21 protein-coding genes, 1 tRNA gene, 1 rRNA gene and 1 pseudogene are annotated in these 21,548 nt (G+C 39.8%); 5 read left to right on the top strand and 19 right to left on the bottom strand.

All coding sequences use genetic code 11. The features are described 5' to 3' along the window. Positions 1-19: 19 nt before the first annotated feature. Positions 20-1,249 (bottom strand): DUF5711 family protein, encoded by a 1,230-nt coding sequence (locus tag LKD48_RS12895; protein ID WP_262538844.1) that lies wholly within the window; start codon positions 1,247-1,249, stop codon positions 20-22. 121 nt (positions 1,250-1,370) lie between these two features. Continuing rightward, positions 1,371-2,795, bottom strand: coding sequence for a LysM peptidoglycan-binding domain-containing protein (locus LKD48_RS12890; protein WP_308732208.1), 1,425 nt, complete (start codon positions 2,793-2,795; stop codon positions 1,371-1,373). 191 nt (positions 2,796-2,986) lie between these two features. On the opposite strand from LKD48_RS12890, the pseudogene yyaC reads away from it, so the two are divergent. Next, positions 2,987-3,508 (top strand): annotated as a pseudogene (gene yyaC / locus LKD48_RS16655) (spore protease YyaC); the annotation flags it as partial. 16 nt (positions 3,509-3,524) lie between these two features. Here the strand turns inward: yyaC and LKD48_RS12885 are convergent. Beyond that, complete coding sequence (locus tag LKD48_RS12885) at positions 3,525-5,090, bottom strand: AAA family ATPase (RefSeq protein WP_308732207.1); 1,566 nt, start codon at positions 5,088-5,090, stop codon at positions 3,525-3,527. Positions 5,091-5,270: 180 nt separating this feature from the next. Here LKD48_RS12885 and LKD48_RS12880 point away from each other — a divergent pair, with 180 nt between their 5' ends. Further along, entirely contained in the window at positions 5,271-5,540 is a 270-nt protein-coding gene (locus tag LKD48_RS12880; protein ID WP_118615527.1) for a hypothetical protein, read from the top strand. Between the two features lie 51 nt (positions 5,541-5,591). Here the strand turns inward: LKD48_RS12880 and LKD48_RS12875 are convergent, their stop codons facing one another. Further along, on the bottom strand, positions 5,592-6,521 hold the full coding sequence (locus tag LKD48_RS12875) for a hypothetical protein (RefSeq protein WP_308732206.1): 930 nt from the start codon (positions 6,519-6,521) through the stop codon (positions 5,592-5,594). A 232-nt stretch (positions 6,522-6,753) separates the two neighbouring features. On the opposite strand from LKD48_RS12875, the gene LKD48_RS12870 reads away from it, so the two are divergent. Both LKD48_RS12870 and LKD48_RS12865 read left to right on the top strand, forming a co-directional pair. After that, positions 6,754-7,023 carry a TIGR03905 family TSCPD domain-containing protein gene (locus tag LKD48_RS12870; RefSeq protein ID WP_456298316.1) on the top strand — a complete coding sequence of 90 codons (270 nt, stop codon included), beginning with the start codon at positions 6,754-6,756 and terminating at the stop codon, positions 7,021-7,023. Position 7,024: 1 nt separating this feature from the next. Continuing rightward, entirely contained in the window at positions 7,025-8,083 is a 1,059-nt protein-coding gene (locus LKD48_RS12865; protein WP_308732205.1) for an undecaprenyldiphospho-muramoylpentapeptide beta-N-acetylglucosaminyltransferase, read from the top strand. Between the two features lie 118 nt (positions 8,084-8,201). Here LKD48_RS12865 and LKD48_RS12860 read toward each other — a convergent pair whose 3' ends face one another. Beyond that, positions 8,202-8,624 carry an HIT family protein gene (locus LKD48_RS12860; protein WP_118615535.1) on the bottom strand — a complete coding sequence of 141 codons (423 nt, stop codon included), beginning with the start codon at positions 8,622-8,624 and terminating at the stop codon, positions 8,202-8,204. A gap of 171 nt (positions 8,625-8,795) precedes the next feature. On the opposite strand from LKD48_RS12860, the gene LKD48_RS12855 reads away from it, so the two are divergent. Then, positions 8,796-9,461, top strand: a complete 666-nt coding sequence (locus LKD48_RS12855) for a sensor histidine kinase (RefSeq protein ID WP_308732204.1) — start codon at positions 8,796-8,798, stop codon at positions 9,459-9,461. On the opposite strand, the gene LKD48_RS12850 is transcribed toward LKD48_RS12855, so the two are convergent. The 14 genes from LKD48_RS12850 to LKD48_RS12785 form a co-directional block, all read right to left on the bottom strand. Then, positions 9,418-10,449 carry a rhomboid family intramembrane serine protease gene (locus LKD48_RS12850; RefSeq protein WP_308732203.1) on the bottom strand — a complete coding sequence of 344 codons (1,032 nt, stop codon included), beginning with the start codon at positions 10,447-10,449 and terminating at the stop codon, positions 9,418-9,420. The two genes, LKD48_RS12855 and LKD48_RS12850, sit on opposite strands and share 44 nt — an antisense overlap. 112 nt (positions 10,450-10,561) lie before the next feature. After that, positions 10,562-11,536 (bottom strand): DUF6382 domain-containing protein, encoded by a 975-nt coding sequence (locus tag LKD48_RS12845; RefSeq protein ID WP_308732202.1) that lies wholly within the window; start codon positions 11,534-11,536, stop codon positions 10,562-10,564. Between the two features lie 45 nt (positions 11,537-11,581). Continuing rightward, positions 11,582-12,175, bottom strand: coding sequence for a hypothetical protein (locus LKD48_RS12840; protein ID WP_308732201.1), 594 nt, complete (start codon positions 12,173-12,175; stop codon positions 11,582-11,584). A gap of 46 nt (positions 12,176-12,221) precedes the next feature. Continuing rightward, entirely contained in the window at positions 12,222-12,659 is a 438-nt protein-coding gene (locus LKD48_RS12835) for an A24 family peptidase (protein WP_308732200.1), read from the bottom strand. Further along, positions 12,656-13,588, bottom strand: coding sequence for a TadE/TadG family type IV pilus assembly protein (locus tag LKD48_RS12830; protein ID WP_262538853.1), 933 nt, complete (start codon positions 13,586-13,588; stop codon positions 12,656-12,658). The genes LKD48_RS12835 and LKD48_RS12830 overlap by 4 nt, the downstream gene beginning before the upstream one ends. 32 nt (positions 13,589-13,620) lie before the next feature. Next, positions 13,621-15,069 carry a DUF5702 domain-containing protein gene (locus tag LKD48_RS12825; protein WP_308732199.1) on the bottom strand — a complete coding sequence of 483 codons (1,449 nt, stop codon included), beginning with the start codon at positions 15,067-15,069 and terminating at the stop codon, positions 13,621-13,623. Continuing rightward, positions 15,066-15,290: a Flp1 family type IVb pilin gene (locus tag LKD48_RS12820; RefSeq protein ID WP_227102357.1), complete on the bottom strand. Its 225-nt coding sequence runs from the start codon at positions 15,288-15,290 to the stop codon at positions 15,066-15,068. Before LKD48_RS12820 ends, LKD48_RS12825 begins: the two co-directional genes overlap by 4 nt. Positions 15,291-15,329: 39 nt before the next feature. Next, positions 15,330-16,784, bottom strand: a complete 1,455-nt coding sequence (locus LKD48_RS12815) for a type II secretion system F family protein (protein WP_308732198.1) — start codon at positions 16,782-16,784, stop codon at positions 15,330-15,332. Between the two features lie 76 nt (positions 16,785-16,860). After that, a complete protein-coding gene (locus LKD48_RS12810; RefSeq protein ID WP_308732197.1) occupies positions 16,861-17,598 on the bottom strand; it encodes a type II secretion system F family protein in 738 nt (245 codons plus the stop codon). Continuing rightward, entirely contained in the window at positions 17,582-18,751 is a 1,170-nt protein-coding gene (locus LKD48_RS12805) for a TadA family conjugal transfer-associated ATPase (RefSeq protein ID WP_262538861.1), read from the bottom strand. The genes LKD48_RS12810 and LKD48_RS12805 overlap by 17 nt, the downstream gene beginning before the upstream one ends. A 128-nt stretch (positions 18,752-18,879) precedes the next feature. Next, the gene (locus LKD48_RS12800) at positions 18,880-19,890 is read right to left on the bottom strand and encodes a P-loop NTPase family protein (RefSeq protein WP_308732196.1); all 1,011 of its coding nucleotides are present in this window, start codon (positions 19,888-19,890) and stop codon (positions 18,880-18,882) included. Positions 19,891-20,147: 257 nt separating this feature from the next. Beyond that, positions 20,148-21,113: a tRNA dihydrouridine synthase gene (locus LKD48_RS12795; protein ID WP_227102353.1), complete on the bottom strand. Its 966-nt coding sequence runs from the start codon at positions 21,111-21,113 to the stop codon at positions 20,148-20,150. A gap of 154 nt (positions 21,114-21,267) precedes the next feature. After that, positions 21,268-21,341 (bottom strand) — tRNA-Met (locus LKD48_RS12790). A gap of 82 nt (positions 21,342-21,423) precedes the next feature. After that, positions 21,424-21,548: ribosomal RNA gene (locus tag LKD48_RS12785) — 23S ribosomal RNA — on the bottom strand; the annotation flags it as partial.

Below are 21,548 nucleotides of genomic sequence, written 5' to 3'. Positions count from 1 at the left end.
AAATCAAGTTTTTCTTATGTTATCGTAGCTTAATTTGCTGAAGCTCCTCCATTGTCGCCAAATAATAGGTCTTAAACTTGTCGCCCGGAATGACAGTATACAAATTATTTCCGAACTCTCTCGCAAAACGTATTCTTCCTGAAAATGATTGAACTTCGCAATAATCCGCATCATACATGACAACATTTCTCTGCTGAAATGCATAACCTGTATGAAGTTCATCCTGCTCTGTAACAGCATTTTCATTTCCTTCTGACGTGTAAATATGAAGCTGATATCCTGTTTTCGCTTCATCACGTACAACAAGACCAAGGTATTCGTTATTATAGAAAATACGCTGAATTTCTCCCTCAACAGCAACATCTTTTCGAGTAATTGCAGTTCTGTTTGACACGTCAAAAAAGCTGATGCAGCAATCTCCAACTGCAAACGCTTTTGTATCACTTAAATAGACAACCTTCGGGACATATGCGCCATTTTCAGAATAATCAAAACTTGCTACTATACGATCTGCAGCTTCTTTTCCCTTTTCAAAATCGTAAAAAGAAATACTGCTTGTTCCAACACCCTCAGAAATTGAGTAGTATGATACAGCTAATTGCTGACCATTTGGCGAAACACTAATGTCAAGCGGATATCCATCAATCTGGAGCGGATTGCGAATCGAAACTGCAAGCTCCTCGCCTGTATTTCGATAATAAGAAATTAAACTCGCATCCTGATCTTCTAACTGAAGCACAGTTACACCTGTCGATGCAATCACTCCCTTTGTGATTATCTGAGATGTAGTTCCGCTTCCAGTGATTCCCGATTTATTACAAATTGCAAAATTTTTTCCTTTTAAATCATAAATCAAAAGATAATCACCTTTGACATTTGCCTTTGGATTGCTCATATCATATGGCGCAGACCACACCTTTGTGCCCTTTTTGTCATAATACGTAGCACCATCTTTATTCATTACGACAATGCCGTCTCCATATGATACGTATCCTGCTGATGACGCATTCGACACATCAGTTCTCCAGCTGACTTCATATGTTTTGTAACGCCACAACCGTTCTGCCACAAACCACGCCAGCACAACAGCTAACACCAACACTACGACAACAATTCCTGCGACATTGACTGTTCTTCTATGATCCTCAGCCCAGCTTACTGGTGCACTGCGAACCTTATCGTTCGTAACCATGCTCTGCCTAAGCTGCTTCTTCTTTCTTTCCCGTTGAAATTCACTGTCCCTTGCCATGTACTTTCCTTTCCACCACTGTGCTGACTTTCAAACTCCAGCTGCATCTTACATACAGCTGCACAGTGTCCAAAAAAGTATAACATATCCAAGGGTGTGTGTCAAAGTTCCTTAAAAATTTTCACGGCAAAGTCAGCTCCTGTCCAATATAAATTTTATTTATATCATCAAGTCCATTTACTTCCTTTAACTGCATAACCATCTGTGAGGAACCATAAAATTTTTTACTAATCTCAATCAATGTATCACCAGGCTGAACCGTGTATGAGGCTGGACGATTTACTGCTACTTCTGCTGCCTCACTCGTCCCCTGTGCTGCATTTTCTTCTGTGGGCAACGTTGGTGCTGCTACCGTTAAAATTTCCTGCGTACTGCTTTCGTTTTCTTCTGATGATGCGGCATCTGATTCCTTATTTTTTGATGCTTCGGTGCTGCTTGTGATACGATACACTGATGCTCCAAGACCATCCTTATAAAACATCATATCTCCAGAAAAAATCCCGCCATTTTGAATAGCTGCCACGTCTTTTTTTTCTGTCTCAGATGAAGAAAGGCTGCTTTCTGGTGTTTTTGCAACTGAAGCTTTTTCTTCACTGCTTTCTGGTATCTTTGTAGCTGAAACTTCAAGCGTATTCTCCGTTTCTTTTAAAGACGCTGACAATGCACCAATGTCATTTTTTGTTGCCTCAATTTGTTCGCTTTCTGATTCAAAAGCAACCTGCTCGCTCTCACCGCTTTTTCTCTCCACGGATGCTCCTACTGCAAGCGCCTGCACAGAATCCTCTTTTTTATTCATCCCTCTTGAAAAAAGGACACCACCTCCTACTAAAATAATAAAAAGAATTGCCGCCCCTGCCTTTACCCATATGCCGTTTTCTGCTGTTAGCTTAGGCGTCTGATTTATGTGTTTTGACTTTTGCGGATGCTTTATATCCTGCTTTTCCTTCATAATCTTTCTAAAATTAAGCGCTGCCTGATCGCTGACATCCTCACTTTGATCCGCGTTGCGGCTCAGCATATAATTTTGCATTTCATTATTTTTCTCATAATAAACAAAATACCCCTTCAAATGGAGAATTGTATCTTCTTCCTCCATCCAAAAGCTTTCCTCATCACCCTTCTTCCAGTACATCAAACAATTTTCCCCAGAAAAAATCTGACGATGTGTTTTTTTTAATTCTTCACCATCTGGAAAATTTTCTTCTGTTCCGCTTATAAACCAGCCACATATACTGCATCCTGGAAAATATTCCTGTATCACTGACAACGTATTATCCCAGACCTGCTGCGTAATCGCTGTTTTTTGCTCATTTTCTTCTTCAGTACTGCCTTGCGCATCCTCTAACTCAACTGCTCCCTTTACAAACCAGCATCTTTTGTTTTCTGTAACCATTTTGCTTCCAAGCAATATACCAGTGCGTACATGCCCTGTACAATTTAATTTACGAATAAATGTATATGCATAGTCTTCCAGATACACTCTAACCCGCTCTTCTTTTTCTGCCATCTGACGAATATTTTTTGGCAGTTTCTTTTCCTCTTCCATATAACACCTCCAGACCAGTTCCATGCAGTTTATGCACGGTATTTTCCATCTTTCTTAGCACATCGTATCACTACAACCGTGCAGAATCTGCCAAAACCGCCTGTCGAATACACATAATCTTTCGACAAGCGAATAAAGCGCTTCTTCCCCGGATAGAATGAAGCAAAGAACGTTTCAGAAAGGCGGTATCTATGAACACAGTCAACTCTCCATCCTATTTTTCGCAAACTGATTTTTCCTCGGAAGGCTTTGCCTGCCGTTTAGCCAATCTTGTTGATTTAAGCCAAAAAAAGAACGGCCACCGACCAATACTTTTCCTTTGTATTGGCAGTGACCGTGTCCCTGGGGACTGTCTTGGTCCTTTAGTAGGTTATAAATTAGAGCGTCTTTGCGATACCATGCAGCATACATTTGTTGTATGCGGATCGCTTGCTCATCCTGTACATGCTGTGAATCTGCGTCAAAAGCTTCATTATGTGAAGCATCTGGGCGACTTTCTCACAATTGCAATAGATGCCTCAATAGGTGCTAAAGAAAATCTTGGCATGCTTTGTCTTTCAAACAGTGCATTATATCCTGGCGAGGGTGTTGCAAAGTCGCTTCCCCCGGTGGGAGAAATCTCTATTACCGGGGTCACAAGCTGCGAAGACAATCCCATTCCATTTCACCGTCAAAGTGTCCCACTTTCTTTCGTAATGAATCTGGCTGATGAAATTTATCAGGGACTTTTTACTTTTTTAACAGCTTACTTCCAGACAGTGCCCTATACTGAGTCAATGCCTCTTCAAGCGACAGATCTGCATTCTCCTGACAGAAGGAATCAAACTTATTTAAACGCTGCTTGTACAGCAGATCCTTTCCAAAGACAGGCTCATACTCTTCCTTGAGCTGCTTTTCGATCTGCTCAATCTCTTCCTTCTTATCTGAAAGTTCCTGACGCTTGCTCTCAAACTCCTGCTGCAGCCCTAAAAGCTCATCCTTGTTGGCAGCTGTAATGTCTGCTGTGATCTGATGACGAATTTCGCTTTCAAAATTTTCAAGTGCTTCCTGGCGCTTTTCTACTGTATTCTGCATAACCTGCTGAATACCTGTGATTTTATCATCAAAGCTGCCCAGATTGTAGCCCGTCTCATCCTGACTTTTCTTGATGCGGTTCGTCATCAGCTGCTTGTTCTTATTATTAATGCGGATCTGCTTTCGAAGTTCCTCCACCTCTTCATTTACACCTGCAAACTTCAGCATATACTTGTGAAGCAAATACAAATATACAGTAAATAATGCACCCACATATACAAAAAATGTAAATGCCAGCACAAGACGATTCGAAATTGCCAATGAGAAAAACAATGGAATAAAGAAAATCAAGCCCACACCAACTAAAATATCAATTGTCCAATCTCTGCTGTTTTTAGGGAAAAATAGCATTGAAATCGCACGCTTTTTACATACGACTGGAACTTTATTTTCTTTAAATTTCAGTTCAATCTGTGCCTCTAGCTGCTGATTCTGTTGATTTAGAGGCGCTGTCTCAACCTGAATGCGCTGTGCTATTGCATTGGCCTTTGCCTTTGCACGCTCAGTTTTACATACATCAATCTGATCTTGATACTGACTCAGCTCACGATCATACGTTGCAGCAATTTCTTCTTTTTTCTTTTTAAGTGCCGTGGTAATTCCCTCTGCCACACTCTTTTCCATGCTGCTGTATGCCTTCTCGCTTTGCTTTAACTCACCAGTCAGGCGTGTCTTATCCTTCTCTGCCTCATCAAGATCATTTAACAACTGCTTCGCCCTATTTACTGTTTTAATTAACTCAGAATCATGAATTGCATCAAGTGTAACAGCTTGACCAAAGACGGATGATTGAGCTTCTCTGGTTGCCTCATCCTCTGGCTTTGATTCCACTTCCATAGAAGATTCCATTGAAGGTTCCATTGAAAGTTCCATTGAACCTTCTTGTGACTCTTCTGTCGATGCGTCATCTAATTCATCCAGCTGTTTTTCTTTAAGCTCAGCCTGCTCTGATTCTTCTGGCTGTTCTTTGGTAAGCTCAGTCAGTTCTGATTCTTCTGGCTGCTCTTGTGCTTCCTCCATCAGTTCTTCTGGCTGCTCTTTTACTTCTTCTAGCTGCTCCTTTGGCTGCACAATTTCTTCCAGATTAACCGGCTCTGCTTTCATATCAGCTGATGTCTCCTTGGATGCCTCATTTGACACAGCCTGTTCTGCCTGCTGATCAAGCAGCATTTCAACTTCATTAGCTGTTTCCGGAGTATCCGGCTGCCTATAATCGTCCATTTTTACTCCTCCTAACGATGATTATCAAGAACCATTCCCATTTTCGCACTTGCGTTTGAGAATTGTTTTTGTTATACTGACCACAAAACAAAGTCAGTTTTCAATCAATTTACAGTTCCTATAGTTTACTATATACTATTTTTCACTATAGCACAAGTTTTTTCTTTTTAGGAGGTTTTTATGTTTCGCATGTGGGGTAAAGTCTTCGCAGACAACCATCTTCTCAAGGATTTTGTTGTTGAAAATCCATCACTCGATATGACCCGCACCAAAAAGGTGTTCGCAGCACTCGAAACCATAGCTCATGAATTTGATCTGGCTGTCCCAATCTGGCTGCCATCAAACATTTCTGATTTTAAGCGTCACGCAAAAACACGCTTCACTCAGGACAGTTTTATTGAAGCAATCGATTTTGACTATCTTGAAATTCAGATCATTGAAGAAGATTAATTCTTTGCTAATTAATTTCAAGATAGCCTAGACAGCCAGTTTATGTTAGACTTATGACAAATATTGACTTATAATATCATTGATCAGCTGCTCTTCCTTTGGGGAGAGCTTTCTTGTCTGCTGCTTATGTACTTGTCGATCCCCGGATTCCCCCCGGGCCGCTGCAATCTGCGCTAGGCTCTCTTTTAACTCCTCTAACTGCTTTTGATGATCCTTTTCATGTTCTTCCTTTCTGACAAGCTCTGGACGGTTCACCCGCTTTTCATTCTCCGCTGACACATTATTTTCTTTCTGTGCACCATCCTTTTTCTGCATAAAAAGATCATCCCTCATTGCTCCTCGTGCTCTGGCTGCTGCACTGCTTCTAGCAGCCTCGCGTTCTGGCTGCACAAGCTCGTCTGGCTGCTCCTCACTGATGCCATCTGGCATATCTCTTGCACTTCGCACAACAAGCACATTTTCAAAATAGTGGACAAGTGCTGTTTCAAGAAGATCTTTGTTGGAACTATTTCCCATCAAACCAGAAAGCACAATCATCCCAGCTGCCATCAAACTTCCTCCAGCCAGATACAATACACAATTTTGAACACTTCCTTTATTCAAATAAAGAATCAACGAGGATACGGCACCTATTAGAAATGCTGCTGCCGCACAGTAAATACTGCAATTTTCCCAACTCGTCAGACGTGTTCCTGCTATACGATACTGCTGCTGCATTTTACTTACAAATGCTTCTGTATTTTTTATTCCGCAATTCATCCTATAAATGCTCTCGTACTTTGTCTTCATCTGCTGCAGCTGCTTGTCCTTTGCCGCTGCCAGATTATCAGATTGTCGAATCAAACTTTTGTAACAACGGTTTGCTGCAAATCTGCTGATAACTCCAATCACACAAACTGCCGCCATAACATACAGGATCATTCCCTGTTCCAGGTAATTTAACATACCATCGCCCCTTTCCGCCGAAATTTTCAGATTCATTTTCCGGTCTCCTAATTCATACACTAGCATAGAATTACAAGCTTGTTAAGACAGAATCCATCGCACTTTTTTTACCTCACTCACACTTTTTTTCCATATATCTAATACTTTTTTTCTTTTCCTTTTATTTTTTGATGTTATCTATTTTTTGTGAATGGACATCAACCCGCGTTTATGCTATACTGTCTGCAAAGACGCTGCTAGCTTTTGCTTCATGCGTTAAAAAACATTTTTGAAATATAAAGGAGGCTTTTTTATGACAAGTTACACTCCAAAGGGCGTATGTTCCCGTCAAATTAATATCGAGGTTAATGGTGATACTATCGAGTCCGTTCAGTTCGTTGGCGGCTGCAATGGCAATACTCAGGGTATCTCATCTCTTGTTAAGGGTATGAAGGTTGATGAAGTAATCGCCCGTCTCGAAGGAATCAACTGCAACGGCCGTGGAACTTCATGTCCGGATCAGCTCGCAAAGGCATTAAAGTCTATTAAGGGTGAATAAAATGAAAAAAATATTATTGACTGGCGGCGGTACCGCCGGTCATGTTACACCAAATATCGCTCTTTTGCCAGACCTTAAAGCAGAAGGCTATGACATTCATTACATAGGCTCCTATGAGGGAATGGAAAAGAAATTGATTACAGCACAGGGCATCCACTATGACGGAATTGCCACTGGAAAATTTCGCCGCTATCTAAGCGCAAAAAATCTCACTGACCCATTTCGTGTTATCAAAGGTTTTCAGCAGGCTAAAAAGCTGATCCGTGACTACAAGCCGGATGTTGTCTTCTCCAAAGGCGGTTTTGTTGCCGTTCCTGTTGTGCTTGCAGCTGGTCACTATCATATTCCTATTATCATTCACGAATCAGATATGACACCAGGCCTTGCAAACAAGATCTGTATGAGAACTGCTAAAAAAATCTGCTGCAACTTTCCTGAAACAGTTAAGCTTCTTCCGGCTGATAAGGCTGTTCTTACCGGAACACCAATTCGCCGTGAACTGTTAAATGGCTCAAGGGATGCCGGCTTTGCTTTTACAGGACTTAGTGACGACAAGCCGATCCTTTTGATGATGGGAGGAAGTACTGGTTCACGTGCAGTTAATGCCGGTCTTAGAAGTGCTCTTCCTCAGCTTCTTAAGGAGTTTCATGTCATTCATCTGTGCGGCAAGGGAAATCTTGACAGTACACTTGCTCAGCCAGGCTACATTCAGTATGAATATATTTCTGATGAGCTTAAAGACCTGTTTGCAATCTCTGATATTGTGCTTTCACGTGCAGGTGCTAATGCCATTTGTGAGCTTTTGGCACTCAAGAAGCCAAACATTCTTGTTCCGCTTCCAGCAGCCGTAAGCCGTGGTGATCAGATTCTGAACGCAAACTCCTTTAAAAAGCAAGGTTTTTCCTATGTACTTGAAGAAGAAAAGTTAAATGCTGATACACTGATGGCAGCTGTTCACGAAGTTTACAACAATCGTGATTCTTACAAAAAGGCGATGGCCACCAGCAATCAAAGCAATGGCGTAGATATTGTAATCAAGCTAATTAAAGAATTATCGTAAAAAAAAGGCAGAACTCCAATTGTGGAATCTGCCTTTTTTCTTGAAATCATGTCTTTTTTTTGTTTATAAAAAGCTGCTTTTCATGATGCGTAAAACCTTCAATAATAAAAGTTTCTTTTTAATCTTTAAGCGCTTCTCTTAATTTTGCTCCCTGCTTTTCGAGTTCCTCTCTCTTTGCTGGCTTCGGATCCCATGAGACCATGTCTTCTCCGCCTGCATATCTTGGAATCACATGCATATGGAAATGCATAACAGTCTGTCCTGCTGCCTCACCATTATTCTGAACTAAGTTAAAGCCCTCACATCCAAGACCTTTCTTCATTGCCTTTCCAAGCTTTGCAGCAACCTTAAGAACATTCGCGGCATATTCATCGCTGATCTCTGTTACATCCTTAAAGTGCGCCTTTGGAAGGATTAATGTATGTCCTGCAGATGCCGGACCTAAATCAAGAATTGCGCGAAACTGCTCATCCTCATAAACAGTCTCTGATGGAATCTCACCTGCTGCTATTTTACAAAAAATACAATTATCATCTAACATAATTAAAACCTCTCTTTCGGCAAATATTGATGCCATTTTCTTTTGTACCCAGTATACTCATTTTTTTGATAAATTACAAGAGCACAAAATGTCGTTACATTTTTCTTGAGACAATCTATAAAAAATGATATATCTAACAGGTAACAATTCAAAGCTGTACTGGAGGTGCTTATGAACGATCAAACCTATTTTCTTACCAATGCCGCCCATGAACTTCAGACTCTGCTTTCTTTGCTGTGCAGCAGTATTCAGGCTATTGAAGCCGCGCATCCTGAAGTTAGATGCTATCGTTACTGGCCAGAGCTCTCCTCTGACTGCCGCTTAATGACTAAGCTTCTTCGTGATCTTACAGACTACAGCATGTCTGACCAACTGACGAAACAACGCAGTGATCTGTGCAATTTACTGCGGCGGGCTTATTTATCATGTCTTCCTTTAACCGAGGGAACGAACAAAACACTTACATATACAAGCCGCGTCTCATGCGCCTACATGCCTCTCGACTCCCCAAAAATGATGGAAGCACTTTTAAATCTGATTGTCAATGCACTTGATGCCGTATCTGACAATGGAAGCGTTCAAATTATTCTGACAAAGTCAAACGAACAATTTGTCGTATCTATAATAGATGATGGCTGCGGAATTGCACCCAAACAACTGCTTACTATTTTTCATCCTTTTACTACCACAAAGCCAGACGGTACTGGGCTTGGCCTTCCAGTTGCCAAACGTATTATTGAAGGACATGGCGGTCATATACGCGTAATCTCTGCTCCAAATCAGGGTGCCACCTTTACCTTCCTTCTGCCCTGTTCTTTTTCATCTGACAGAAAATAATAATGCCGCATACAAAGCCTATTATAGCGCCCACTATATGTGCGCAATTGTTGACACCACTTTCGGCAAATCCATGATATAAAGTGAAAAACATCATGAAAATAAGCTGTCTAAGCGTAATTTCTTCAAAATGACCTTTTGACAATAAAACAATACATAGTAAAAGACCTGCGATTCCAAAAATTGCACCAGATGCACCAGCTGTCGCTACAAGCAAATCCCCCTGATGCACATACCACCAGACAGACGCAGCATTTGCTCCAATACCACTGATTAAATATACACCAAGAAAACGCCATTTTCCAAGACAGCGCTCTGCCAATGCACCAAGATACAAAAGAACAAGCATATTGTTGAATAAATGATCCCATCCAAAGTGAAGAAAAACGCTTGTAACAAGACGCCACCACTCTGGCTTTTGAACAAACTCACCAATTTGCAGCACCATCATATTCATCAATGCCGATTCTTTTCCTCCAATCTCACCGACTGCAACGATGCATTGAATCAAAATATTAAGAATCACCAACATCAACGTAACCTCTGGTATTCTGTTAATTGCTATTCGTTTTCCATTAAAACGATCTGAAAAACGTTCCTTTCTAATCAGGGTAGCATAAAGATCACAAAATTCAGACGGCTGACCGTCAAAAATCACTGGCTGTCCAGCGTCATCTATAAACCACCTTGGGTAAAAGCCTGTTACAAGCTGCTTTGAAATTGAAAAATCATCTGACAGCACAAGTGCAAGAAATTGACACTCCAGCTGTTTTTGCTTTCTAACCTTCTGTGCTGCATAATCAACTACCCTATCAATTCTCCACGGATCGGCTGCCAGCTTATTTGGATCATCGAACAGACAAACTGCATACAGCTTCGTATCCTCTTTGATCCATACACCACAAGGAAAATTTGCTGCAGCAATATTCGTATACCCACCACGCTTCAGCTTTTTTTCCACAAATTCGCGCATCAATTTTTGATCCACCCTTATCACCTCGTTGTACTTAACAAAAGTTACAATTCACAGGACACATATTTGAATGAACTGTAACTAGCAAAATTCTGTCAGTCAACTTTATCATTAGAAATAAGATTTGTCAATGTTTTGGCTTTAATATCCAATATGCCATAAATGCTGCTGCCACTGCCGCCACGACTATGAAAATCCCAGCAGCTGCAAGCAGATTTTTATTGATGAGATCTAACAAAAGCAAACGCTTCCCTGCTGTAAAAAACACATATCCCCAAATAACCATAATCAATAATATGCCAATAACTGTAACTGACGATTTTTTTTGCTTGCATTTTGTTTTTTCCCTCTTAGGTGAATCTGACACTTGCTGCACATTTTTATATTGTTTTTCCTGCTGTATTTTCTGTTGTTTTTCCTGTTCACTTGCACCAGAATCAGTCTGTTTAGAATCGCTCTGTCCACATTCTTGGTCTGTTATTTGCTTATTAATTTGAGAACTTATCTGCACAGAATATACTTTAGAATCACAAGAATCATTTGTGGCATTCTCTAACCGATCTTTTATACATCCAACAATTACACTGATTGATAAATTTTCCCGAAGGCTTTCCTGAAAGAGTCCATATGCCAGTTCTAAGCTTCTTCTATCATCATAATCAATATGATCAATCAAAAATCGACATAATACATTTACAGACTGATGCAACGGCATATGCTGATATGGATAATAGCAAAATCGAATACGTTCTAAGCTTTTCGACACATATATATACTGAGGTTCAAGTAATATTCCTTCTCCGTCTAGCAAATAACGCCCTGCCTCTGAAACTGCACTGCAAAACTGCAATAGAAGTGACACCATCTCATCATAGGTGATCTTTCTGGCATCAAGAAATTCCGGTAAGTTTTCTAATGATGTAATCTCATAGCTAAGCGTACTTTTTCCATTCATCTGCTGAACATGTACAGGTAAAAATCCATTGATCCTATTGTTAATCAGCATTGACAACCTATAATCTGATCTGGCTTCCTCGTCTGTCTCTATCATCATATACTGATAATCAAGCCTTCGGCTGTATGATACTTCCATTTGTGCCATTATATCACCCCCTGTAATGAATTTTTATTGCTTTTCGTAAAATATTCAATCTTCAGCTGATATTTCTTTAGAATCTGACGCTGTTTCTTTATCCCGCTTGATTCCTCTTACCAGTCTGATAAACTCCTCCTGCTTTGATTCATGTACCTGCACTTGTCCTGTAATTTCTGTTGGTGTTCCCCATAAACGCATCAGTGCAAAAAAAGGAAGACGTATTGGTGCCTTATATGTAATCTTAACCATTCCAGGTCCTGCCTTCACCAAAAATGATGGCATATCACAGGCAAATAATTCACCTTCTATATGCGTATTTGCATATTCACAAATTATATCCTGGTTTGCCGTATTCTGCGAGATCCGCCATAAAAGCCCTTTTTTCTGAAGTTCTTCCCAAGAAAAAGCTCCATCTTTCATACTACTGTTTTCTGTCACCAAAAGCATCGCTTTTTGCGCTGTATGCCACGATACTTCCTCTAACACTGCTTTATCATGAGTGAAAAAGCCATAATAAATACACATAAAAACAGCCATGAGAACTGTCATCATAATCAAGCCGGCCTCCACAGTAAAGCTTGCTTTTTCCCGAAATAAAAGCTTCTTTTTGATCAGAATAACAATCTTTTTCTTTTCCTGCTTCACAAAAACACCTCTTTCTCGTAAAGCTAACATTCGCAGTCCGGTTTTACTACTTGCTTATAAACGCAGTATATATCAGACAATTGATGCAAATTGAGACAAGCAGCCAAGGAACAAATGGTATTTCTTTTTGGTAAACATGTGTTATAAAAACTCTTTGCATCAACTGTGCACACAGACAAAGAATACTGCCTACAAATAAAATTTCCAGCCCTATTTCCACCCCACAGCCCGCTCCAAGCAAAAATATGCAAAGTACATCACCCATTCCAATGCCTTTACTAAAACACGCCAAAAGCCATACTATCATCCCTGGAAATAAGCAAAACACTAAATCAAGGATTTCGCATCCACAAAAGAAATTCCAAATCATTGCAATAACTGTACATCCAATCAGCCAGCACACAGATACATTATGAAATAACAAATCAGTTGCCGCTGGAAGCAAAAAGCATAAAATAATAAAAATCCACCTTGCCTGCGTCATGATTTTCCTCCATCATCCTGTTTGGCACAGCGGCTGCAGCAGTGACGATCTGAAACCTCTGAAAGCTTTACTGACTTTACATTTCTTCTTAGCGCCGCACAATTTGGATCTGTGTGAAAACGATTTCCACTTGATGTAATATACACCCAAAAACCACTTCCGCCTTTTTCGCATCTGTCACATGCATAATACTTGCTGCCATCATCACTGCGGTAATTGACTACTTCATTATGACGGATCTGTTTCACAGAAAGCTTCAAATATGAACAGTCCAAACTTGTATGATACACACTTCCTGTTTCCGTAATATACACAATTTGGTCTTCCTTAGTCTCATCTTCTATCTTATCGCCATCTTGCGATGGTGCTTTATTTCCGCTCCATACACGCTGACACTCCCGCTGTGTAAATAAAAGTGAACCGAAATTTCCCGGAAGAAATGGAACTCTCACGCGATATGTTACGGTAAGATCTAAATTTCCATCATCATCTGGAAAACGAGAACCAAGTACGGTCAGTCCATCACTTCCTCCTATAATCCATGAACGATCTAAAATTTCTCTTCCCACTGAATACAGAAGCTTTTGTTTTAAATAAACTGCTGTAATTCCACCTTGAACTATCAGCGTGATCACATCCTCTGCTTCTTCACCGCCTACATCTTCTGCCTCATTTGGCTCTTCAAGCAAATAATAATATCCAGCAGCACTTGTAACTGAATCCTTCATTCCCTGCTGAATCCGCGTCTGTATCTGTATAACCTCAAAAAAAGACATAAGCGCCATAATAACACTAAGAAAAATAGGCAGCACTATACTGGCTTCAACAGTCAGCGAACCGTTACATTGCTGGCAGCCGACTGAAAAACAAAATGATCGATACCTGGATTTTTTTTTGAATGCTTTTCTATGATCAACTGCCAGCCTCATGGTACACCACCTTTCTTTATTTTAATTTTAATCTAATACATACGGCTTTGTTCGCACGAAATCTCATATCCAGACCCAGCAAAACAATAAAAAATCGGCGCCGCCTTCATACTTGCCTTAACCTGTACAGCTCCCAAACAATCCGCCATCGAAAAATCAGGATTTTTTTCTCTCATTCTAAGCTGAATGACATCCATTGTATGGTAGCGTCTATCACTTCGCCCTTGCGCATACAAAAGAAGGCGTAAGTATTCATCATATGACAGTCCATTATTCTCTTTTGCTGTTAAAAACAAATCTCCATCCAAAAAATCTGCGATCTGTGAAAACTCCAATGTCCAACTTTCTGAGTTTTTAATAATAGGAATATTGCCTCCGCTTAGCAATGTTCTTACATCAACTATAGCCTCAGCAAATGACCAACCTGCAATCATTGTAAACTGCGTCAGCTTAATGGCAGGATATACGCCAGTCCAACCAACAAGAGTAGTTGCCGCTGTCTCTGCCTGAGATGATAAGACAGGATCCTTCCATGCAGAAAATAAATTCAGTCCCTCTCTCATTAAAAGAAGTGAATTTACTGTTGATTTTAAATTTTCCTTATCACTTGTTTTGCCATTTAGTATATATTCTAGCTCATATGCCATTTTATTTGTCTCGCCTGTACTTGTAAAACTGCGGCAATGCTCTAAAAGATATTCTGTAAACAAAAAACTTTCTTCCATTTCACTAATCGCAGAGTGATACCATGTAAAATTTACAGTTCTCCACTTTGATGGAAGATCCTCTGCCTCAATAACATATCCTGATGCAGCCTGATCAAACGGCAGTACAAAATTCAGCCAACCATCTTCCTTGAGCTTTTCTAATTTTTCAAGCCAGCTTTCTTCTATCGCTTCCTCATACTTCTTCTTTTCTTCATTCGTTTTTTCTAAAAACTGCTCATCAAAACTTTCTTGTTCCAGTTCCTGCTGCTCTTTTGCCATTGTCTTCGCATCATCACCCATTTCCAGCTCTTCAAGCTGCTCTTGTACTTTTTCAACCGCAATTCCAAGTGTGCGGTATTTCATAAATTCCAGTACGCTTCTGGCAAATAATTCTCCTTCATTTTCAATGACCGAAACCGTATTTTCAATCTCTGCAGTGCTGCTTGTTCCTCTATATAGATTCCCAGATAAAAGCAAATGGTCTTGTTTTGGATTTGCGTTCATCGTCAAATATTTGCTTACAACCTCCTCTATATCTTGATTATTACTTAATTCATTTTCATTTAAAAGCATTAAATCAAATTCATTAAGTAATTCACGATCATACATAGAAAATAATGAATCCATTGCAGAGTCTGTAGCACAGACCAGGCGCTGACGAAGTCCAAATATCCTCGCATGCTCTGTCATCATCATAATAAATCCAATAAATAGTACAAGCAACATCGATAAAAATACAGTTATACTGGCTTTCTCATGTAACCTTTTCATCATCCATACAATTCACTTACTGTACTATTTACATGACTAAAAATTCCAGTTACGATAGCGGTAAGCTGTTCTCTAAAAATTACAACAATTGCCAAAAGCACTACAAGAACTAAGATCACCTCAACAGTAGTAACTCCCTTTGTATTATTTCTAAATCTTCTAATTTTCTTCACTGCGCCATCAGCGATACGACAAAAAACCGTATGTTTTTTAATTCCTTCCATCGAAATATACCTCCTTCCGTAATTCTTTATTTTTAATCACTACATACTCATAAATGCAGGTATCATTACTATAGCCATTACTAATCCAAGCAAAAGAAACATCGGAAACAACATTTTGGTTTCCATACGCTCACCATCCTGTATTGCCTGGTTTTTTCTCTGTTCTAACGCCTGTGTCAGTTCTTGATCAAGCTGCTGCTCTAATCCCGATATTCCTTGACGCAAATTCTGTTCAAGGCTGCTTCCTAACTTCAAATAGCAGTGTGCTCTGCACCTCCTTCCAAATGCACCATATGCTGCTGCTTCATTTACACCTGCCTCTATTTGATTTCGGGTAACAAGCATTTCTTCAAACAGATAACGTTGATATCCCTTGCATTTATGCTGTGTTTCTTCATATTCTGCAGTCAAACGATTCCATGCCGTGCGTACATTTAATCCACACTGAATCATCAATCCTAACTCAAACACAAAATTAGGATAATCAGCTATCAGCTGTTTATTTCGATTCTCAAATGCTTCTTTCCTTTTTTGCCTTGCAATTTCATATAAAATAAACGGCAATAGTAAAAATAGCGCTGGCATCAGGCGGATCGGCTGTGTTTGCACTGTTTTATAGGTTAACTTCTTTCCTTCTATATTTTCAGGAAGCGTCACTATCGACTTTGTTTTCGTATTATTATTTTCATCCTTTAACTGTTTTGTCAAAAGCATCATATAATACTGCGCATCCTTATTTGGCATCATCAGTCTCACATCAAGTGTATAATACTGTTCATACATAGAATAAGATAGCTTTACCTGAAGCTGTGCAGTAACACCCTCTGGAGGGATATCTTGTATTTGAATCACGCCAAAATCATCCAAAAATTCTGGAGTTAAGCTTTTCCACGCCACACGTATTCCATAAATTGTGGAAGAAACGAGAGAAAGATTAGTCTGAACATTTTCAAGTGATTCATTCTCTCCTAAAATCTGTTCTTTTACTGAATCAAATGCATCATCAAACACAGCTATCATACCTTGTGTCTCTGGTTCTTTTCCATCTACACTTACGTGAATGGTCTGATCTCCCTCTTCTAAACCTTCCACTGTCAAACTATAGTCTTTTGTCTGTCCAAACTCCGGACGCTCTAGCTCTGTTTTTTGTATTTGTGTATCTGGAAGAAATGAAACAACAATTCCAAGCACACTCGCCAAAAATAAACATATCCAAAAATTTGCCATCTGCCTTGCGCCTTGAAGCTGCAGCTTTTTCTTTGCATCCTCTCTTACATATAAGGCATTTGCCCACTCTCTTTCTTCTTCACTTTGAGCTGGCTGCTTCTTTAAAAGCAAATCATAAATCCACAGTCCCATTGGAAATAAAAACCGTAACCATTCTTTTTTGTTTTCCTCACTCAGAATGTTGTCAATTGTTTCCTTTTTATAATCTCGTTTCCATACAGCAATTACTACTAATCCCACCATCAGACAACTAAAAAACAACGCCATGCAGCACACCTCCCTATTATTGCCTTTCAGCAACTTCATTCTTTCTTGTTTTAGTTACAGCATCCTTAATTACAGACTATTCTAGTCTCGTTATCCTCTCAGAAAGAAGATATGCCGTTATATAAATAAAAAGGCACACTGTCATAATCATCTTTCCTGTCATCGTCTCATACATTACACTAAGCAGCTGCGGTGATGTAACAGATAAATATAAAAGGATTCCAACTGGCATCAAATTCATAATCTTTTGTTCTAGCTTTTTCCCTGCAAGCATTGTCTCGATCTGAGACTGCGTCTGCACTTTCAATACAAGCTGACTAGCGATTTTCTGCAAAATAAATGGCATTGATGCACCACTTCTCTTAGCAAGCGCAAAAGCTTTTGCAAATTCTTTTACTTCTTCTATCTCACATGCATCTGCAAACGACAGCCATACATGCTCAGCAGGTTCTCCCAAACTCATTTTTGTAAGCATTGTCTGCATAACCTGAACCATATAAGCAGTTTCTCCTTCCATCATAGATAGCTGCTCAGAAGCCTCCTGCATTGCATTTTCTGCTGAATGGCCAGTCCTAAATGCACCAGATAACAATTGAATTAATTCTTGAAATTCGCGTCTGATACGCTGTATTTGCTTTTCATGCAGCGATTTTCTAATCCATCGAAAGAAAAAATAAAGAAACGGTAGCATTGAAATAAATCCTGTCAAAAAATCATGATAAAAAATATAAGTAAGCCCTAACCAGCCTGCTGCTCCCACAGCTCCATACAAAAGCTTCTCCTTAAAGCCTAATACCTCAGGAAGACAATACAATTCCTGCGCTCTTAAGTTTTTCGCAGTTTTTAAGTGAATGAACCGCCTCGAGTTTTCCTGTGATCTTTCCATCCACAACCCCCGTTTCCTGAAATTGATACAGTACAGACAGTGTTACATTTCCTTTTTCGTCAAGACCAGTAACTTCCTGAATAGAAAGTACCTTTCGGGAACGATCTCGTAAACGCCCCAAATGAATTACAATATCAATTGCCGAGGCAATTTGTCCCCTTATTGCTGCAAGCGGAAGCTCCACTCCCATCAAAACCATTGTCTCAAGACGTGTCATCATATCCTGTGCACTATTGGCATGACCCGTTGAAAGTGAACCATCATGACCAGTATTCATCGCTTGAAGCATATCTAGCGCAGCCGCATCTCGTACCTCTCCGACAACAATACGATCAGGACGAATACGCAGACTATTTCTAATCAAGTCCCGAATTGTCACTTCATATTTTCCTTCCTGGCTTGCATTTCTTGACTCTAAGCGAACCAGATTTTGGATATGATATAAACGAAGCTCTGCGGAATCTTCTATCGTGACAACACGCTCCTGATCAGGAATATACTCCGCAAGTGCTCCCAAAAATGTGGTCTTTCCTGAACCGGTTCCTCCTGATATAAATATATTGTAGCGTGCTCGCACCAGATTCGCTAAGAATTGCGCTACATCCTCTGACAATGCACCCCATTTTATTAGTTGGTGCATATCAGGAGGATGCTTTGCAAATCGCCTGATCGTAAGAATCGGACCATTGAGCGCGATTGGAGGAAGAATAATATTTACTCGTGATCCATCCTCAAGGCGAGCATCTGCCATTGGATTTGCCTCATTTACCCGGCGATTTACTTTCGCTACAATTTGCTGAATTACATCCTCTAATTTCTCCTGCGATGAAAATGCCTTAGGAAAACGAACTAACTCACCTTGCTTTTCCACATAAATCTGATCATAACCATTGACCATGATCTCTGTCACTTCCGGGTCATCTAATGCCTCACTTAATACATCCAGCCTTCGAAATGAATCATACAATGCCTGTCTTAGCTGCGTCAAAACCCGCACTGAAAATTGTTTTCTGTACTGCGGCATCATCAAAACCTCATCAATGCTTGCATACAATTCATCATCTGTCAGCTCTCTTGTCATATCAAGCTGCTCCACTACTTGGGTACGCAACAATCCAAAAAGATTTTGCCGTTGTTTTTCATCATCTTCATTACTGTTTCTTTGACCTTTCAGCAAAAACAGCTCCTCATCGCATTTTTTCATTTTATTTACCATTCACTCTTTATTAAATTGCGCACATAATCTCCTGCTTCTCCCCACAGAGCGTATTCTAACCGTTCCTTCATTGTTCCATTTTGCGCACACTGAGGCAGCGTTACAATCTGCATACGCTGCAAAAGCTCATCACTGCCATTTTTCTCAAGCCAAAGCTCAAAACGTCTTTGCTGATCTTTTGCCAAACGTTCTGAAAGCACTGGCACATACAGCTGAGAACACATCGAAAACATTGAATCTGCAAGCCACAGCTTTGATCCAATATCTAAAACAATCGCTGCGTATTCTGTCTCCTGCGCAATTTTTAAAATCAACTGGCTCCATTCTTCTGGCTGTATTACACATAGATCCTCTGGACAATTCATTCCAGTAAGCACATCAACTCCATGCCAATGTGATACAAGTACTGGCAATTTTTCCTTTAATTTTTGTCTTTGCCAGTAAAAATAGGCATCTGATAGCGTTCCTTTTTCACCTTGCTCCTCTGATGTATTCTCTTCCTCATCCCAAAACGGCAATTCATCAAAACCGATATATAAGACTGACCGCTTACGCGCCAGTAACTCCCCAAGCAAAAGAGAAAACGTTGTCTTTCCACATCTTCCTACTGGAGAATACACACCGTATATAGGACACGATTCCTGCATTACTGGACTGTCCCGTTTGTCATGATCACTCATACGCTGCATCAATTGATTTAATAATTGATCCGTAGGCTGATATTTATAAATATGGTTTTCCTTATGATCACGTGCCTGCTCTTTATGTTCAGTTAAATATAAAACATCCTGCGTTTTCACAGACATCTCTCCATACGATTCCAAACTGCTTTCTTCAGAAAGAAGGAGAAGCTGCGGTGTATGCCCCTGCAGATAATCTGACAGCTTATCTGCCTGCGAAAATACCTGCAATTCAAATGGCATATTTTCCTTGCGGTTCACATATTCTGCAAGATTTTTTCCATACGCCTCTTCCTGCTCATACATTGCCACTACCTTTTTCATATGCACACTTTCTCCTTTCTTTTTCACTGGTATTTTTACCACTAAAATTTCATTCATAATAAATTAAAATTTACTGATGAGCACATTTTAACAGATTGATAGTTAAAGTCAATGTTTTTTCTATTTATTTAATAATAAGCATCCATATTGTATATATAATACATATTGTGTGAGTTTATATTTTTACTTTTACACAAAAAAAGCCTTACCTACCCCAACATTTTAGAGTAGAAAGGCTTTTTAATTTTACATTATTTTTAATTATATTCTCGAAAAATTGCATCCGATGCAATTTTATATTCTCTCACAGAGTTAGACTTTTTAATCTGTTTCAATAGCTTAGGCGATGCCTGGATACCATTTCCCAGATAAACCCATAACTCTTTCATCTTAAATAAAACATTGCGATCTCCTGACATCTCCTCACAATATCCGTCTAAAATCGCATCATGAAATTTCTTCAATCGCTCAGATGACAGCGTTTTCTCCACGTTCCTTTTTTCGCTAACGCCTTCTTCCATTTCATGATTAATCTCTTCTGCAAGAGCAGGATTCATAAGTAAACCACGACCTAGCATAACACCTTTTGTCTGTATCCCAAGACCACCCTTTATTTCATTCCACTTATCCACAAAATGAATATCTCCATTATAAAAAATTGGGGATAAACTATGCTCTTTTGCATACTGATAAGCATCCATATGAGGATAACCTTTATAAAAATCCTGTAACAAACGAGGATGAATAATCAAATGATCAATTGGGAACTTGTTAAACAGTGTTAATAACTGTGGCCACTCCTCCTCTGATGAAATGCCAATCCTTGTTTTTACAGAAATCTTCATTCTCGTTTTTGAATATATCTGATCCAAAAATTTGCTCAACTCTTCTGGATATGCTAAAAAACCTGCCCCACGTCCTTTTGCAGTTACTGTCCCAGACGGACATCCTAAATTGAGATTCACCTCTCGATATCCATATTCATACAATTGCTTTTCAATTTCCAAGAAGTCATCAGCACGATTGGTAAGAATTTGCGGAATTACATGCATTCCCTCATTATGTTCTGGCAACACATCATGGCGTTCACGACTTCCTAATTTCTTATTTGAAATAAATGGCGTATAGTAGGTATCAAGCGGTGCAAAATATGCATGATGCGCCCTACGATAGACGTAACCTGTCAATCCTTCCATAGGTGCCATTGAAATCTTATACTTCATGAAATTTATCTCCTTCTTACTTTTATTCAGGTTCACGGGACGCCCATTCACAAAACCCACACTCCGTGCTCTCGCTGCTTCGCAGCTTCGTTTTGTTCTTTGAAGTGGACTGGTAAACAAAAAAGCTATCACTTTTCAGTGATAGCTAAGCAAATAGCGGAAGGGAGATTTGAACTCTCGACACCACGGGTATGAACCGTGTGCTCTAGCCAGCTGAGCTATTCCGCCATATTATAAAGGCATTTCTGTACCTTCAAAACTGCACACAAACTTTTCATCCAAACCTATTACCATTTCCTACCCTGACCTTTTGGTCAAGCCCTCGACCGATTAGTAGCAGTCAGCTCCATGCTTTACAGCACTTCCACCCCTGCCCTATCAACCTCGTCGTCTTCAAGGGGTCTTACTCTTACGATGGGATATCTCATCTTGAGG

This window comes from Anthropogastromicrobium aceti (assembly GCF_020687335.1).
GTDB classification, from domain to species: Bacteria; Bacillota; Clostridia; order Lachnospirales; family Lachnospiraceae; genus Anthropogastromicrobium; species Anthropogastromicrobium aceti.
This window is presented reverse-complemented; position numbering and strand designations above follow the sequence as displayed.